Here is a 16,100-nt window from a genome sequence, read left to right as displayed (position 1 = left end):
GTGCAGGCGGGGGAGCATTGCGCGCTCGATGCGGTCCTGGCCCATGCGGGGGAGGGCATGGGGAGGCAGATCGATCTTGCCGCGTTGCAGCAGATCGCCGGGCGTCTGGGTCCCGTCGCCTCCATGGCCAATATTGCGCGCGTGCCGCCGCTCGGCCAGCACATTGCAGTGGCCCGCGACAACGCCTTTGCCTTTTCCTACCTGCATCTGCTCGATGGCTGGCGCCGCCGCGGCGCGCAGATCAGCTTCTTTTCGCCGCTGAACGACGAAGCTCCGACAGCGGACAGCGATGCGGTCTATCTGCCCGGCGGCTATCCCGAACTTTATGCGGAACAGCTGGCGACGGCTGCCAATTTTACCGCCGGTATCCGCCAGGCGGCGCAGCGCGGCATCCCGATCTACGGGGAATGCGGCGGCTACATGGTGCTGGGCGAAAGCATCGAGGATGCCGCCGGAAAAACCCATGGCATGCTCGGCCTGCTGCCGCTGCAGACCAGTTTTGCCGAGCGCCGGATGCATCTGGGCTACCGCCGGATCGAGCCGCTGGCGGCTTCGCCGTTTCCGTTTCCCTTCACCGCGCATGAATTCCACTATGCCAGCATTGTGCGCGAAGGGGACGCCGCGCGGCTGTTTCGCGTCCGCGATGCGCTGGGCGAAGATCTCGGCGAGGCGGGCCTGCGGGTCGGCTCGGTATCGGGTTCCTACATGCACATGATCGATATGGCCGGATGATGCAGATTGAGCATGGCGGCGCGCTTGATCGCGCCATAAGCCGGTTTGGCGGGCGGCGTGAAGACTGGATTGACCTGTCCACCGGCATCAATCCGGAGGTCTTTCCGCTGCCATCCATTCAACCGGACGTGTGGAACCGTTTGCCCGATGAAAACCTGCTGGCAGCGGCGCTCGAGGCAGCCCGTGTTTACTACGGTGCCTTGGCGGGTACAGGCATTGCCGCGGCGCCCGGCACGCAGGCGCTGATCCAGATCATGCCGGATCTGACGGATCGCGGCGAGGTGGCGATCGTCGGTCCGACCTATCAGGAGCACCAGTCCTCGTTCGAACGGGCGGGCTGGACGGTGACACCGTGCGCCGACGTCTCGGGCATTCCGCCGTCGGCCAGGGTCGCTGTCATCGTCAATCCCAACAATCCGGATGGCCGCATTGTCGCAAAGGACACGCTGATTGCGCTTGCCGGGACATTGCAGGCACGGGGCGGTTTCCTGATCGTCGATGAAGCCTTTGCCGATCCGCATCCCGAAACGAGCATTGCCGCGCAGTGCGGTCAAAATGGGCTGATCGTGCTCAAATCGTTCGGCAAGTTCTTCGGCCTTGCCGGCCTGCGGCTCGGCTTCGCCCTGACCAGCCCGCCGCTCGCGGCGAAGCTGACGCAGCGCATGGGGCCGTGGGCCGCCTCCGGTCCGGCGCTGGCGATTGCCCGGCACGCCTTTACCGACACGTCAGCGCTTGCCGCTTTCAGCGCCCGGCTGACCCGGCGGCGCAAGCTCCTCTCCGCGGTTTTTTCCGGGGTCGGCCTGAAGGAAATCGCCGGCACCGATCTGTTTGCGCTGGTCGAGCACGGGCGCGCGTATGCCCTGTTCGAGGCCCTGTGCGCGCAGCACGTGCTGGTGCGCAAATTCGCCTATGCACCGCAGTGGTTGCGCTTTGGCCTGCCACTGGATGAGAATGACGCAGAGACATTCCGGCAGCGTGCCGTTATAGCAATGGACGCTGTGCGAAGCTGAGATTTTGAATCAACGGGATCGAATCATCCATGGAAATCAACCTTTTGATTCTGTTTCTTGCCCTCTTGGCGGACCGTTATGTCGGCGATCCCGACTGGCTGTGGCAGCGGGTGCCGCATCCCGTCGTGCTGTTCGGCAAGGCCATCGCCTTCATCGACAAGCGTTTCAACAGGGCTGGGCATACCGAGGAGGAAAAGCGCCGCAACGGTTTTCTCGCGATGCTTGCCCTGTTGCTTGTGGCGGCAGGTGTTGGCGTGCTGATCCATTGGGCGCTGACGATGATTCCGCCGTTCGGCGGGCTGATCGAGGCCCTGATCGTCGCGGTATTCCTGGCGCAGAAAAGCCTGGGCGAGCACGTCGCGCGGGTTGCCGATGCGCTGCGCAATGACGGGCTGGTGGGTGCGCGCCGTGCCGTGTCGATGATTGTCGGGCGCGATCCGCAGGTGCTCGACGAGGCGGCCATCACGCGCGCTGCGATTGAAAGCCTTGCCGAAAACACGTCAGACGGCATTATTGCCCCGGCCTTCTGGTTTGCACTGCTCGGCCTGCCGGGGCTTCTCGCCTACAAGATGCTGAACACGGCGGATTCGATGATCGGCCATCTCAATGACCGGCATCGCGACTTTGGCCGGTTCGCCGCCAAGCTGGATGATGTCGCCAACTGGATCCCGGCGCGCCTGACCGGATTGCTGATCGCTGCGGCCGCGTGGATCGTGCATGGCGGAAAAGCCGCAGCCCGTTCGTTCGACGTGATGATGCGCGATGCACGGCTGCATCGCTCGCCCAATGCCGGTTGGCCCGAGGCGGCCATGGCCGGGGCCATCGACGTGGCGCTTGCCGGACCGCGCATCTATGGCGGCGTGGTTGCCAACGAGCCGATGCTCAACGGGTCCGGCCACCGCGATGCCGGTGCGGCGCACATCGATGCGGCGCTGCGCGTCTACAGCGTCGCGACAGCACTTTTCACGGGCGTGCTGCTGGTCCTGTTTTTCCTTGGACTGTTTTAACCCTGCTCGGTGATCCGGCGAGCGAGGGCCTTGTGCAGGTCGGGTGAGGCCCGGACCAGTGCCCGGCCGGCTTCCGACAGCGGCTGGCGCAGGATTTCCTCGGTCTTGCCGCGCTCGACGATCTTTCCCTCGGACATCACCATGACCGTATCGGTGATGGCCCGCGCCACGGCAAGATCGTGGGTGATGAACAGATAGGCGATGCCCAGCCGGTCGTTGAGGTCGGCGAAGAGATCGAGAATCTGCGCGCGGATCGACACGTCGAGGGCGGATACCGGCTCGTCGGCGACGATGAGTTTCGGTTCGGTGATGATGGCGCGGGCAATGGCGAGCCGCTGGCGCTGGCCGCCGGAAAACTCGTGCGGATATTTGTCCTTGTCGGCGCGCGGGATGCCGACCCGCTCCAGTGCGCGGTGCACCCGGTCGCGCCGCTCGCCGTCGGACAATTCGCGGTCGAGCAGATAGAGCGGCTCCGCGATCAGGCGCTCGGCCTTGTGGCGTGGATTGAAGGAACCGTAGGGGTCCTGAAACACCACCTGCATGTTGCGCCGCACCGGGCGCAGATCGTCCGGCGTCAGCTTGTCGATGCGCCGCCCGGCGAAATGAATCTGGCCGTCGGTCGGCCGGTCAAGCGCCAGAACCATGCGGGCGAGGGTGGACTTGCCGCAGCCGGACCGCCCGACAAGGGCCGTGGACTGCCCCGGCTTGATATCGAAAGTGACATCGTCCACCGCCCGGAAATCCGGATCGCGGCCGAACAGTCCCTTGCGGCGGCCCGGATAGGTGCGCGTGAGGTTGCGGATCGCCAGCAACGGGCCATCCGGGGTTGCCAGGGTCAGGTGATGCGCCGTGCGCTCCGGTACATGCATGGAGGCCTGTGCCAGCTGGCGCGTATAGGGATGCGTCTGCTCGCTCAGGATCTGCGTGGTTTCGCCGGTATCCATGACCTCGCCATGCCGCAGCACGGTGATCGAATGGGCCATGCCCGCGACCACGGCGAGGTCGTGGCTGATCAGCAGCAGGCCCATCCGTTCCTCGTCGACGAGGCTTTGCAGGAGGTCGAGAATCTGCGCCTGCAGGACGACATCGAGTGCGGTGGTGGGTTCGTCGGCAATCAGCAGGCGCGGTTTGAGCGCGCAGGCGATGGCGATCACCACCCGCTGGCGCTGGCCGCCGGACAGTTCATGCGGATAGCGGCCGAGGGGGAATTTCGCCCCGGGCAGGCCGACCCGGTCGAGTATGGCGCGCGTCTGTTCCTCGGCGATGGCGCGGGTTGCGCCGGTGTGCAGCCTGATGCCTTCGGCCACCTGTTCGCCGATTGTCTTGACCGGGTTGAGGGCGGTCATCGGCTCCTGAAACACCATGCCGATCTCATTGCCGCGCAGGCGGCACATCTCCGCTTCGCTGGCTGTGAGCAGATCCTTGCCGCCGAAGTTGATTTGCCCGCCGGTCCGCGCGCCGCCCGGCAGCAGCTTCATGATGCTCAGCGCCGTCATGGATTTCCCCGAACCGGATTCGCCGACAAGCGCGCGGATTTCGCCTGTCCTCACCGAAAGGTCGATGCCTTTCAGGGCCTCGAACGCGCCGATGCGCAGGGTCAGTTTGCTGATTTCAAGCAGGTTCATGAACGCTCCCGCCGCATTTTCGGGTCGAGAACATCGCGCAGGCCATCGCCCAGAAGATTGAGCCCGAGCACGGTGATGACGATGGCGAGGCCGGGATAGAGCGCCATGTGCGGCGCCAGGCCGATCATGGTCTGCGCCTCGAACAGCATCCGCCCCCAGCTCGGCATGGGCGGCTGCGAGCCGAGGCCGACATAGGACAGGCCCGCTTCCGCCAGGATGCCGAGGGAGAACTGGATGGTGCCCTGTACCACAAGAATGTTCATCATGTTGGGCAGGATGTGTTCGATGGTGATGAGCAGGCTGCTCTTGCCTGCTGCGCGGGCGGCCAGAATATATTCGCGCGGCCACAGCGACAGCGCGGCACCGCGGGCGACGCGGGCGAAGACCGGAATGTTGAAAATACCGATGGCGATGATGGCGTTGATCGCGCCGGGGCCGAACACGGCCGTGATCATGACGGCGGAAAGCAGGGCCGGAAAGGCGAAGACGAGATCGTTGAAGCGCATCAGGGCTTCATCGATCATGCCGCTGCGGGCCGCTGCCCACAGGCCGAGCGGCACACCGATGCCGGCGCCGATGACGACGGACACAAAGGCCACGGCAATGGAATTGCGGCTGCCGACCATGATCATCGACAGGATATCGCGGCCGAAATGGTCAGTGCCAAGCCAATGGGCCGAGGATGACGGTTTCAGCTTGCCGAGAATGTCGAAGGAGCCGACGGCATAGGGTGTCCAGACGAAGGACAGCGCCGCCATCAATGCCAGCAGGACCGTGATCGTCAGGCCGATGACGAAGGACCGGTTGGAAAAGGCCTTCGAGATGTTGGCCTGCCATTCTGTGGGTGCGCTCATGAGCGGCCCCGCAGGCGCGGATCGACCAGCGCATAGGAAAGATCGACCAGAAGGTTGACGACGATGACCGCGGCGACCAGCAGCATGACGACGCCCTGGACCACGATGAGATCGCGCTGGGTGATCGCCTGGAACACCAGGCGGCCCAGTCCGGGCAGGTAGAAGACATTCTCGATGATGATCGTACCGGCCAGCAGAAAGGCGAACTGCAGGCCGAGAATGGTCAGGACCGGGATCAGGGCGTTGCGCAGGGCATGCCGGTACAGCACCTTGCGGCGGGTCAGGCCCTTGGCACGGGCCGTGCGGATATAGTCCTCGCCAAGCACGTCGAGCAGCGCGGAACGGGTGACGCGGGCAAGGATGGCGGCCTGCGGCAGGCCAAGCGCGATGGAGGGCAGGATCAGCGACTTGAACCCGGCCCAGACACCGGCATTCCAGCCGGGAAAGCCACCGGCGGGAACGAGGCGCAGGCTGACGGCGAAGACATAGACCAGCAGCAGCGCGAACCAGAAATTGGGAATGGCAACGCCGACCTGCGCAATCGCCATCGTGCCGCTGTCAGCCATCGTGCCGCGCCGCGACGCCGAGAACAGGCCGACAGGAATGGCGATGATTGTCGACAGGAACAGCGAAATCAGCGCCAGCGGCAGGGAAACGGCGATGCGTTCGGTGATGAGGTTCAGGACGGGAACCGAATAGGTATAGGATTTGCCGAAATCGCCGACGAGGAGCCCGCCGATCCAGCTGGCATAGCGCACGAGCAGGGGCTGGTCGAGCCCCATCTGCTGCTGCAAGGCCCGCACGGCTTCCTCGGTGGCGTTCATGCCGAGCATCAGCCGCGCCGGATCGCCGGGCACGACGTCCAGCACGATGAACACGACGATGGAAGCAGCCAGCAGCGTCAGGATGCCGATCAGAAGCCGCTTCGATACGTAGTTCAGCATGGGTGCTTTGACCCTGGGTAGAGGTGCTTACCCCCCTCTGTCCTGCCGGACATCTCCCCCACAAGGGGGGAGATCAGCCTACATTGCCGTCTTTGCGAAATCTGAAACAGTTCCTGTTGTGCGAAAGCGTCCATGTCGATGTGATCTCCCCCCTTGTGGGGGAGATGGGCGGCAGCCCAGAGGGGGGTGAAAGAACCCAGATACATCAGTCTATCATTCCGCCCATTTCACCGCCGTCAGGTCATTGGCCGGGATGGGGCCGTTTTCCCACAGTCCTTCGACCTTGGCATCCCAGATGCCGGTTTTCGGCAGCTGGAAGAGAAAGGCGACCGGGGCGTCTGCAGCCAGAATTTTTTGCGCCTGCTGGTAGAGTTCGGTGCGCTTGGCCGTATCGGAGGTCGCCTCGATCTGCTTGATCACCTCACGGAAGGCCGGGCTGGTGTAGTTGAAATAGTAATTATCGCGGGCGAAGATGTTGAGGTCGTTCGGCTCGGTGTGCGACACGATGGTCATGTCGTAATCCCTGCCTTTGAACACCTGCTCCAGCCACTGCGCCCATTCGACCGGAATGATTTCCGCTTCGATGCCGATTTCACGCAATTCCGCGGCAATGATCTCGCCGCCACGGCGGGCATAGACGGGAGGCGGCAGTTTCAGCGTGGTCTTGAAGCCGTCGGGATGGCCGGCCTCCGCCAGCAGTTTCTTCGACAGGGCCGGATCGTAGGCGGACTCGGCCGTCAGGTCGATATAGGCGGGATGGTGCGGCGGGAAAAACGAGCCGATGGGCGTTCCCAGGCCGAACATGGCGCCGTCGATCAGGGTCTTGCGGTCGATGGCGTGGCCGATCGCCTGCCTGACCTTGAGATTGTCGAAGGGCGGCTTCTGGTTGTTCATGCCAAGGACGGTCTCGCCCTCCGTGGTGCCGATGATCACCTTGAAGCGCGGATCGGCCTGGAACTGCGGCACGGCCTCATAGCTGGGGAACACAGGGAACGCCTGCACGTCGCCGGCAAGCAGCGCTGCCGTCGCGGCGGCCGGATCGGGGATGATGCGGAACGTCGCCTTATCAAGGGCAACCGGCGCGCCCCAATAGGCGGGATTTCTGGAGATGACGATCTGCGAGCCCTTGGCCCAGGTGTCGAATTTGAAAGGCCCGGTGCCGACGGGCTTTTCCTTGTTGGTGTCGGCGCTTTCCGGCGCGACGATGACTGCGGCGGCCCAGCCCATATTGTAGAGGAAATCGCCATTGGGCTGTTTGAGCGTGACCTTGACGGTCAGCGGATCGACGACCTCCACCGTGTCGATGGCGGCGAACAGCGGCTTTTGCGGGTTGACGGATTTTTCGTCGCGCGCCCGGTCGAGCGAGAATTTGACATCCTGCGCGTCAAAGGCCGTGCCATCGTGGAATTTCACGTCCTTGTGCAGCTTGAAGGTATAGATCTTGCCGTCGTCCGACACGGTCCAGCTCTCGGCGAGGGCTGGCAGAACCTCGCCCTTGGCATTGATGCGTGTCAGCCCCTCGAACACATTGGCGTAGACCACTTCGCCGATCGCCGTGGCTGCACCGGCTGTTGGATCGAGGTGCGGCGGTTCCAAGACGACGCCCAACACGAGGTCGGTTTTGGCGGCAAGGGATGCGGTGGCGGAAAGCAGGACAAGCGCGCTGGCCGCAAGGGCCGACTTCCAGAATTTGTTCATTCAACGTCTCCCAAGGACTTTGCCGTAAACCCCGTGCAGATCAGCACATTTTTGTTTTGAGAACCATGCCTAGATTGAGCCGGACAGCAGAACTTTCAGGCCGAGCGCCATGACCTTTGCCGACTCGACCATGTCCTCGATGCCCACATATTCGTCGGGCCGGTGGGCGAGGTCGAGAATACCCGGCCCGTAGGCGATGCAGTCGTGCAGCAGGCCGATGCGGGCAATGTGCTTCTGGTCATAGGTGCCGGGCGAAATGACATATTCCGGCTCCTTGCCGAAGACGTCGCGGATGCCCTGCGCAACGGCGGTGACCACGGGCGCATCGCGCTCGGTCATCAGCGGCTGCACCTCCATGATGTCGCGGATGTTGTAGTGGAATTTCGGCCGCTCCCATTGCAGCCGGTCGAGGATCGACGTCACCTCGCGCTTGACCTCGACGATGTCTTCTTCGAGCAGGAAGCGCCGGTCGATGACGAGGCGGCAGGAATCCGGCACGTTGGGCGAGGGCAGGCCGGAATAATCATCGGTCTGGCCGCCATGGATCGAATTGATGTTCATGGTCGAGCGTTTGGCGCCTTCCGGCACCACGGGCATGCGGGTCTGCTTCTTGTCGAGCGCCGGAAACAGCTCCTTTTCGAAAGCGTCGAGCACCGCGCCCATGTGGCGCACGGCGCAATCGCCGAGAAACGGCATGGAGCCATGGGCAATCTCGCCCTTGGTCTCGATCTCGGCCCACCAGACGCCGCGATGACCAAGGCAGATGCGGTCCTTGTTCAGCGGCTCGGGAATGATGACGTGGTCGACGCGCGGCTTTGAGAAAAAACCTTTGCTGGCGAGATAGGCGACGCCGCCAAAGCCACCGGATTCCTCGTCCACCGTGCCTGAAATCTCGATCGAACCGGCAAAGTCCGGATAGACTTCAAGGAAGGCCTCGGCGGCAATGATCGAGGCCGCGAGCCCGCCTTTCATGTCGCAGGCGCCGCGCCCGTAGACCTTGCCGTCCTTCACGACACCCTCGAACGGATCGACCGTCCAGCCTTCGCCCGCATCGACCACGTCGATATGCGAATTGAAATGCACGGTCTGGCCATGTGTCCGGCCATCGAAACGCGCGACGATATTGGTGCGCGGATAGCGGTCCGTATCGCCGGGCGTACCTTCACCGCGAATCAGCTGGGTCTCGAAACCGCTCTTCTTCAACCGTTGCGCGATAAATTCGGCGCAGGGCGTGTAGGCTTCACCCGGCGGATTGACCGTAGGAAAGCGTATGAGATCACGGGTCAGCGCGACAAGATCGTCACGGCGTTTTTCAATGGCACGGGAGAGTTTTTCATCCATTGGTATATCAAATCAGCCTTGGCGACGATTTGGCAAGAGGCAACTTCTTGGCAGTAGCATCGCGGCGATTTCTCTGTGCAATGTCGCTTGTGTGTTTGGTGGATTGGAATTGTTCTTATAAAACAGGGATTCTGTGACAAGCGAGGCAATCACCCCATGCAAACCGAACCGTACATTGCCCTGTCGGCGCCGGTGGGTGACACAATCGCCAAGACAACCTGCTACATGTGCGCCTGCCGCTGCGGCATCAATGTGCATCTGAAGGACGGCAAGGTCCGTTATATCGAAGGCAATCGAGATCACCCGATCAACAAGGGTGTGCTGTGCGCCAAAGGTTCGGCCGGAATCATGCAGCATTATTCGCCGGCGCGGCTGCGGGCGCCGCTGTTGCGGACCGGGCCGCGCGGATCGGGCGAGTTCAAGGAAATCAGCTGGGAAGAGGCGCTGTCGCTCGCCGTCGACTGGCTGCAGCCGATGCGTGAGACCGCGCCGCAGAAGCTGGCCTTCTTCACCGGCCGTGACCAGTCGCAGGCCCTGACCAGCTTCTGGGCGCAGAATTTCGGCACGCCCAACTACGCCGCCCATGGCGGGTTCTGTTCCGTCAACATGGCGGCGGCCGGCATCTACACGATCGGCGGCGCGTTCTGGGAATTCGGAGCGCCCGACTGGGACAAGACCAAGCTGTTCGTGCTGTTCGGGGTCGCCGAGGATCATGATTCCAACCCGATCAAGATGGGTATTTCCAAGCTGAAACAGAACGGCGCGCGGTTCGTTTCGGTCAATCCGGTACGCACGGGCTATTCCGCCGTTGCCGACAACTGGATCGGGATCCGTCCCGGTACCGACGGGCTGCTGATCCTGGCGATCATCCATGAACTCTTCCGCAACGGCCAGATCGATCTCGATTATCTCCAGCGCTACACCAATGCGCCGTGGCTGGTGATCGACGACGAGGGCAAGGAGGATCACGGCCTGTTCCTGCGGGACGATCTCGGCAAGGCGCTGGTGCGCGATCGCAAAACCGGTGCGCTGGTGCGTTTTGACGAGCCGGGCCATGTTGCCGATCTCAACGCCGATTTCACCACGGATGGCGGCCGCAAGGTACGCAGCGTCCTGCGGCTGATGGCGGAAAAGTACCTTGATCCGCAATACGCGCCCGATGCCGTCGCTGCTGAAACCGGCGTATCGGCAGCCACCATTCGCGGCCTCGCCGCCGAAATCGCGCGGGTAGCGTTCGAGGAGGAGATTATCCTCAACCAGCCATGGACCGACATGAAGGGCGAGCAGCACGATGTGATGATCGGCCGCCCGGTGACCTTCCATGCCATGCGCGGCATCTCGGCCCATTCCAACGGCTTTCAGTCGGCGCGGGCGCTGCATGTGCTGCAGACGATCATCGGCTCCATCGATTGCCCCGGCGGCTATCGCTACAAGCCGCCCTATCCGAAACCGGCCACGGCCCATCCGCGCCCGCACGGCCGGGCGGAACATGTCACGCCGGGCAAGCCGCTCGCCGGGCCGCATCTCGGCTATCCCCTTGGGCCGGAAGACCTGCTGGTCGATGCGGATGGCAAGCCGCAGCGCATCGACAAGGCTTTTTCCTGGGAAGCGCCGCTGTCCGCGCACGGCATGATGCATATGGTGATCGCCAATGCCCATGCGGGCGATCCCTATCCGGTGGACGTGCTGTTCCTCTACATGGCGAACATGGCGTGGAATTCGTCGATGAACACGCGCGGCACCATTAAAATGCTGGAAGCACGCGATGAAGCGACCGGCGAATACAAGATTCCAAAAATCATCTATTCCGACGCCTATTCCTCGGAGATGGTCGCCTATGCCGATCTGGTGCTGCCGGATACGACCTATCTTGAGCGGCACGACTGCATCTCGCTGCTCGACCGGCCGATTTCCGAGCCCGAAGCCGCGTGCGATGCCATCCGCTGGCCAGTGCTGGAACCGGACCGCAATGTGCGCGGCTTCCAGTCGGTTCTGATCGATCTTGGCGCACGGCTGAAATTGCCGGGTTTCGTCAATGAACAGGGCGGGGCGCTCTACAAGGATTATGCCGATTACATCGTCAATCATCAGCGCAAGCCGGGCATCGGTCCGCTGTCGGGCTGGCGCGATGCGGATGGCGCCGGCGAGGGGCGCGGAACGCCGAACCCGGACCAGCTGAAAAACTATATCGATAACGGCGCATTCTGGATGAAGCACATCCCGGAGGAGGCGCTGTATTTCAAGCATCACAATGCCGCCTACCAGCAATTCGCCATCGATACCGGCTTTTTCGATACGCCGCAGCCGGTGACGATCCAGCTCTATGTGGAGACGCTGCAAAAATTCCGCCTGTCGGCGCTGGGCACCCGCAAGCCGGTTGCGCCGGAACAATATCGGGAGAGGCTGCTTGAGTGCTTCGATCCACTGCCCCTGTGGTACCGTCCATTCGAGGAACAGGGCATCGATACCGAGGCTTTCCCGTACCATGCGATCACACAGCGCCCCATGGCGATGTATCACTCCTGGGGCTCGCAGAATGCCTGGCTGCGGCAGATACACACCAAGAACCCGCTCTATGTGCCGGGCGGCATTTGTGATGAGCTGGGATTGAAGGATGGTGACTGGGTCTGGGTGACGTCGCATCACGGCCGCATCAAGTGTGAGATCGCGCGCACCGAGGCGGTGAACGACAGGACCATATGGACCTGGAATGCCATCGGCAAGCGCAGCGGCGCCTGGGCGCTCGACAAGAATGCGCCGGAGGCGACCAAGGGCTTTCTGCTCAACCATCTTATCCATGAACTGCTGCCACCGAAAGCCGATGGCATGCGCTGGTCGAATTCCGATCCGATCACCGGGCAGGCGGCCTGGTACGATTTGCGCGTGCGCATCGAGAAGGCAGAGGCGGGTGAGGCGGTGAGCGAGCCGCATTTCAGCACCTTGTTGCGGCCCGGCAGCCAGCCGGAACCAGTGGACCAGCTACGTTACGGACAGGAGTGGACGACATGACCAGCCTGCCGCAAACCCGCAGCGCCAAAAAGCTTGGCCTTGTCATTGATCTCGATGTCTGTGTCGGCTGCCATGCCTGCGTCATCAGCTGCAAGGAGTGGAATACCGGCGCCTATGGCAATGCGCTGTCGGACCAGCATCCCTATGGGGATGATGTTTCCGGCACCTTCCTTAACCGCATTCACAGCTTTGAGGTGGTGCCGGACGGCGGACAGGTGATCGGCGAAGCGGGCGATGCGCGGGTGGTGCATTTCCCGAAATCCTGCCTGCACTGCGAGGATGCGCCCTGTGTCACGGTCTGTCCGACCGGTGCATCGTACAAGCGGGCCGAAGACGGCATTGTGCTTGTCGATGAGGACAAGTGCATCGGCTGCGGTCTCTGTGCCTGGTCCTGCGCCTACGGCGCGCGGGAAATGGATCTCGCGGCAGGTGTCATGAAGAAGTGCACGCTGTGCGTGGACCGCATCTATAACGAAACGCTGCAGCAGGAGGACCGCGTGCCGTCCTGCGTGCGCACGTGCCCGGCCAATGCCCGCCATTACGGCGATCTCGGCGATCCTACATCCGAGGTGTCGGTCATGGTCGCGGAGCGGGGCGGGTTCGATCTGATGCCGGAGCAGGAGACGCGGCCGACCAACAAATATCTGCCGCCGCGCGCCCGCACATCGTTGGCCAGCGCCGCGCCGATGATTCCGCTTGCAGAGAACACCGAAGGCGCGAGTGGGTTCTTTGCCTGGCTCGACAAAACGCTGGACCGGATTTGAACATGAGTTTGTTTTTTGACACCCCCCTCTGGGCTGCCGCCCATCTCCCCCACAAGGGGGGAGATCACATTGACATCAATGTATTCACTCAACATGCAAGGTTTCAAATTTCGCGGGAGCGGCAATGTAGGCTGATCTCCCCCCTTGTGGGGGAGATGTCCGGCAGGACAGAGGGGGGTGAATATTCATCCCCAAGGATGCGCTGAATGCATCCGGCCTATTCGATCATCATCTTCACCACGCTGTCGGGCCTTGGCTATGGCCTCGCCGTTATGCTGGGGCTGGGGTTTCTCGACCCGTCAGCATTGCCGACCAAGATCGCTTATGTGACAGCCCTTGCGCTGATCAGCATCGGCCTCCTGGCATCGCTCCTGCATCTCGGCAACCCGCAGCGGGCATGGCGGGCACTGAGCCAGTGGCGGTCAAGCTGGCTGTCGCGCGAAGGCGTGATGGCGATTGCCACCTTCGTTCCGCTGACGTCGAACGCGGCTCTCTGTCTGTTCATGAACCGGCAGGATGGCATTCTCGGCCTGATCACGGTGCTCGGTGCGCTGATCACGGTCTATTGCACCTCGATGATCTATGCATCGCTGAAAACCGTGGATTCCTGGCACACCCGGCTGACGCCGCTCTGCTTCCTGCTGTTTTCCCTTGCGGGCGGTGCGCTGCTGGCGGCTTTTTTCGCTGGACCGCGCGGATTGCCACTGCAACTGCTGGCATTGCTGCTCGTGCTGCTGGCACTTGTCGCGAAAATGGTCTGGCGCAAGCGGGCAAGGACGCTTGTTCCGCTGTCAACGCCGGAAAGCGCCACCGGACTGGGCGGTATCGGCACAGTGCGGCTGCTCGAACGCCCGCATGCGCTGGACAATTATCTCACCCGGGAAATGGGATTTCGCGTCGCCCGAAAACACGCTGAAAAACTCTGGGTCATCGCCTTTGCCAGCGGCATTCTGCTGCCGGTTCTGGCGCTGCTGACGGCGATGGCTGTCGGCGGTGTGCTCGGCCTCTGCCTGATGGTCATTGCCGTTATCACGCATCTCGTCGGCCTGTTCGTCGAGCGCTGGCTGTTTTTCGCCGAGGCGAAACATGCGGTGATGAATTATTATTGACGGCGCGAGCGGCAGTCGCCGCTCACTTAGGCATTCCAGCGCTTGTGGAACCACATCCATTGGCCGGGATATTCCCGCACCCAGGTTTCGACCTTGTCATTGACCAGCTGAACCGTGCGGGCAATGTCGACCGCGCCGGTTTCATCGCGGGGCAGTTCCATCTTTTCTTCCAGCTCCAGCCGGAAACGGCCGCCGGGCAGGCGGACGCAGCGCGCCGGATAGACATCGCAATCATACTGCCGCGCCAGCTTGGCCAGAAGCGGATTGGTCTTGCAGGGGCGGTTGAAGAAGGTCGAGGCAACGCCGCGATGGAATTTCTGGTCGACCAGCATGCCCACATTGCCGTTGGTATTGAGAACGCTGGCCAGCGACCAGGCGGCACCCGCCTTGGACGGCACGAGGTGGCCCATATTGGTGCGGCGCGCGCTGAGGATTTTCTTCGCGACATAGGGATTGTTCGGCGGGCGGAACAGCGCGGTGACGTTGAGATCGAACGTCGCGGCGCAGATCGGCAGCAGTTCGAAATTGCCGGAATGGGCCGTGAAGAAGATATGCGGGCGGTCGCTCTCGTCGCGGATGCGTTCAAAGATTTCGCGGCCCTGCACTTCGATCAGGCCCGGCGTGTCGCTGTGCGGGTCATAATCGAAGATTGCGTCGAGAAAGACATATTCCGCGGTGAGGCGGGCCATGCTGCTCCACATGTCGCGGGCGATCAGCTGCAGTTCTTCTTCGGATTTTTCCGGATAGGCCATGCGCAGATTGGTCATGGCGACGCGATGACGCCCCATCAGCGGGCCTATGCGGCGTGCCGAAGCATCAATGAAATTCGTTGCCGCTTTCGCCGGCAGCAGCCGCAGGAGGAACAGCACGCCGAAAATCGCATGCGCCGACAGCCAGTAGTTGAATGTCTTCAACTTCTGGCCCCAGCGGAACAGGGCAAGTTTGAATTTCAGATTCATGCGCGGCTCAGTTGACGCGCAGGATGATCTTGCCGAAGACGTCCCGGCCTTCCATCCGCTTCAATGCCGTATCGATGTCGTCGAAACCGACTTCCGTGTCGATGACCGGATGGACCAGACCGCGCGCCATCTTCTGCATGGCATCGGCCATGTTCTCCATGCGGCAGCCGAAGGAGCCGAGCAGCTTCAGCTGCTGCTGGAACAGCATCATCAGGTTCATGCTGGTGGAAACGCCCGAAGTCGAGCCGCAGGTGACGAGCCTTCCGCCGCGCCGCAGCGACAGCATGGACCCGGCCCAGGTATCGGCACCGACGTGCTCGAAGACGACATCAACGCCCTTCTTCTTGGTCAGCTTGCGCACGACGCCTTCAAAGCGGTCTTCGCGGTAATTGATGACGTGGTCGGCGCCGAGCGCCTTGGCCCTTTCGATCTTTTCGTCGGAACCGACGGTGGTGATGACCGTGCAGCCGATTTTTTTGGCCAGCTGGATCGCCGCCGAACCGATGCCGGAACCGCCCGCATGCACGAGAATGGTCTCGCCGGGTTCGAGCTTGGCATTGTCGAACAGCATGTGCTCGACCGTGCCGAATGTGACGGGGGCAACGGCCGCGCCGATCTCGTCGACACCGGGAGGGGCGGGAACCAGCAGGCGGGCCTTGAGGTTCACCTTTTCCTGGGCAAAGCCATCGAGATGGAAGCCGTGTACGCCGGAGACATGCTCGCAGAGATTGTCGCGGCCTTCGCGGCAGGGACGGCACAGTCCGCAGGTCTGCGCACCATAGATCGACACGAGCTGGCCGGGCAGGAGGTTGGCAACGCCGGGGCCGATGGCATCGACCACACCTGATGCTTCCGCGCCGATGGTCAGCGGCATCTTGCGCTTGGCGAAAGCCATGCCGCGCCAGCCCCAGACGTCGATGTGGTTGAGAGCAACAGCCCTGATATTGACCGTTACTTCACCGGGGCCGGGCGGGGGCGGGGGTGCAATGTCGACAATCTCGAGCTTGCGGTCTTCGATCAGCTGTAATGCGCGCATATTATCCGTTTT

At 62.5% G+C, this 16,100-nt stretch carries 12 protein-coding genes and 1 pseudogene; 6 read left to right on the top strand and 7 right to left on the bottom strand.

The window, feature by feature from the left end:
- The 3 genes and pseudogenes from RDL77_RS08780 to cbiB all read left to right on the top strand — a co-directional run.
- Positions 1-732: pseudogene (locus tag RDL77_RS08780) on the top strand (cobyrinic acid a,c-diamide synthase); the annotation flags it as partial.
- A complete protein-coding gene (gene cobD / locus RDL77_RS08775) occupies positions 732-1,742 on the top strand; it encodes a threonine-phosphate decarboxylase CobD (RefSeq protein ID WP_288192559.1) in 1,011 nt (336 codons plus the stop codon). The pseudogene RDL77_RS08780 and the gene cobD, both read left to right, overlap by 1 nt.
- Before the next feature lie 29 nt (positions 1,743-1,771).
- On the top strand, positions 1,772-2,749 hold the full coding sequence (gene cbiB, locus RDL77_RS08770; protein WP_288192553.1) for an adenosylcobinamide-phosphate synthase CbiB: 978 nt from the start codon (positions 1,772-1,774) through the stop codon (positions 2,747-2,749).
- On the opposite strand, the gene RDL77_RS08765 is transcribed toward cbiB, so the two are convergent.
- The 5 genes from RDL77_RS08765 to RDL77_RS08745 all read right to left on the bottom strand — a co-directional run bounded on the left by RDL77_RS08765 (position 2,746) and on the right by RDL77_RS08745 (position 9,211).
- Positions 2,746-4,374, bottom strand: a complete 1,629-nt coding sequence (locus RDL77_RS08765) for an ABC transporter ATP-binding protein (protein WP_223612854.1) — start codon at positions 4,372-4,374, stop codon at positions 2,746-2,748. The two genes, cbiB and RDL77_RS08765, sit on opposite strands and share 4 nt — an antisense overlap.
- Positions 4,371-5,228: an ABC transporter permease gene (locus RDL77_RS08760; protein ID WP_288192552.1), complete on the bottom strand. Its 858-nt coding sequence runs from the start codon at positions 5,226-5,228 to the stop codon at positions 4,371-4,373. The genes RDL77_RS08765 and RDL77_RS08760 overlap by 4 nt, the downstream gene beginning before the upstream one ends.
- Positions 5,225-6,172: an ABC transporter permease gene (locus RDL77_RS08755; RefSeq protein WP_288192551.1), complete on the bottom strand. Its 948-nt coding sequence runs from the start codon at positions 6,170-6,172 to the stop codon at positions 5,225-5,227. Before RDL77_RS08755 ends, RDL77_RS08760 begins: the two co-directional genes overlap by 4 nt.
- Before the next feature lie 213 nt (positions 6,173-6,385).
- Positions 6,386-7,870, bottom strand: coding sequence for an ABC transporter substrate-binding protein (locus RDL77_RS08750; protein WP_288192550.1), 1,485 nt, complete (start codon positions 7,868-7,870; stop codon positions 6,386-6,388).
- A gap of 69 nt (positions 7,871-7,939) precedes the next feature.
- Positions 7,940-9,211, bottom strand: coding sequence for an acetylornithine deacetylase/succinyl-diaminopimelate desuccinylase family protein (locus RDL77_RS08745; protein WP_288192549.1), 1,272 nt, complete (start codon positions 9,209-9,211; stop codon positions 7,940-7,942).
- A gap of 156 nt (positions 9,212-9,367) precedes the next feature.
- Here RDL77_RS08745 and RDL77_RS08740 point away from each other — a divergent pair, with 156 nt between their 5' ends.
- The 3 genes from RDL77_RS08740 to RDL77_RS08730 all read left to right on the top strand — a co-directional run bounded on the left by RDL77_RS08740 (position 9,368) and on the right by RDL77_RS08730 (position 14,093).
- The gene (locus tag RDL77_RS08740) at positions 9,368-12,220 is read left to right on the top strand and encodes a molybdopterin oxidoreductase family protein (protein WP_288192548.1); all 2,853 of its coding nucleotides are present in this window, start codon (positions 9,368-9,370) and stop codon (positions 12,218-12,220) included.
- On the top strand, positions 12,217-12,984 hold the full coding sequence (locus RDL77_RS08735) for a 4Fe-4S dicluster domain-containing protein (protein ID WP_288192547.1): 768 nt from the start codon (positions 12,217-12,219) through the stop codon (positions 12,982-12,984). Before RDL77_RS08740 ends, RDL77_RS08735 begins: the two co-directional genes overlap by 4 nt.
- A 206-nt stretch (positions 12,985-13,190) precedes the next feature.
- Complete coding sequence (locus RDL77_RS08730) at positions 13,191-14,093, top strand: DmsC/YnfH family molybdoenzyme membrane anchor subunit (protein WP_288192546.1); 903 nt, start codon at positions 13,191-13,193, stop codon at positions 14,091-14,093.
- 26 nt (positions 14,094-14,119) lie between these two features.
- Here RDL77_RS08730 and RDL77_RS08725 read toward each other — a convergent pair whose 3' ends face one another.
- Both RDL77_RS08725 and RDL77_RS08720 read right to left on the bottom strand, forming a co-directional pair.
- Positions 14,120-15,052 carry a lipid A biosynthesis lauroyl acyltransferase gene (locus RDL77_RS08725; RefSeq protein ID WP_288192545.1) on the bottom strand — a complete coding sequence of 311 codons (933 nt, stop codon included), beginning with the start codon at positions 15,050-15,052 and terminating at the stop codon, positions 14,120-14,122.
- 7 nt (positions 15,053-15,059) lie between these two features.
- Positions 15,060-16,088, bottom strand: a complete 1,029-nt coding sequence (locus RDL77_RS08720; protein ID WP_105732330.1) for a zinc-binding dehydrogenase — start codon at positions 16,086-16,088, stop codon at positions 15,060-15,062.
- Positions 16,089-16,100 lie beyond the last annotated feature (12 nt).

Origin of the sequence: uncultured Phyllobacterium sp., from assembly GCF_902479695.1 — a bacterium.
In the GTDB taxonomy this organism is placed as follows: Bacteria; Pseudomonadota; Alphaproteobacteria; order Rhizobiales; family Rhizobiaceae; genus Phyllobacterium; species Phyllobacterium calauticae.
The sequence above is the reverse complement of the archived record's forward strand: the minus strand, read 5'-3'. Positions and strand labels throughout refer to the sequence as shown.

Excerpts from the sequence above, each read along its gene's own strand:
- cobD (WP_288192559.1), top strand. The coding sequence starts at position 732 with ATGCAGATTGAGCATGGCGGCGCGCTTGATCGCGCCATAAGCCGGTTT.
- cbiB (WP_288192553.1), top strand. The coding sequence starts at position 1,772 with ATGGAAATCAACCTTTTGATTCTGTTTCTTGCCCTCTTGGCGGACCGT.
- RDL77_RS08765 (WP_223612854.1), bottom strand. The coding sequence starts at position 4,374 with ATGAACCTGCTTGAAATCAGCAAACTGACCCTGCGCATCGGCGCGTTC.
- RDL77_RS08760 (WP_288192552.1), bottom strand. The coding sequence starts at position 5,228 with ATGAGCGCACCCACAGAATGGCAGGCCAACATCTCGAAGGCCTTTTCC.
- RDL77_RS08755 (WP_288192551.1), bottom strand. The coding sequence starts at position 6,172 with ATGCTGAACTACGTATCGAAGCGGCTTCTGATCGGCATCCTGACGCTG.
- RDL77_RS08750 (WP_288192550.1), bottom strand. The coding sequence starts at position 7,870 with ATGAACAAATTCTGGAAGTCGGCCCTTGCGGCCAGCGCGCTTGTCCTG.
- RDL77_RS08745 (WP_288192549.1), bottom strand. The coding sequence starts at position 9,211 with ATGGATGAAAAACTCTCCCGTGCCATTGAAAAACGCCGTGACGATCTT.
- RDL77_RS08740 (WP_288192548.1), top strand. The coding sequence starts at position 9,368 with ATGCAAACCGAACCGTACATTGCCCTGTCGGCGCCGGTGGGTGACACA.
- RDL77_RS08735 (WP_288192547.1), top strand. The coding sequence starts at position 12,217 with ATGACCAGCCTGCCGCAAACCCGCAGCGCCAAAAAGCTTGGCCTTGTC.
- RDL77_RS08730 (WP_288192546.1), top strand. The coding sequence starts at position 13,191 with ATGCATCCGGCCTATTCGATCATCATCTTCACCACGCTGTCGGGCCTT.
- RDL77_RS08725 (WP_288192545.1), bottom strand. The coding sequence starts at position 15,052 with ATGAATCTGAAATTCAAACTTGCCCTGTTCCGCTGGGGCCAGAAGTTG.
- RDL77_RS08720 (WP_105732330.1), bottom strand. The coding sequence starts at position 16,088 with ATGCGCGCATTACAGCTGATCGAAGACCGCAAGCTCGAGATTGTCGAC.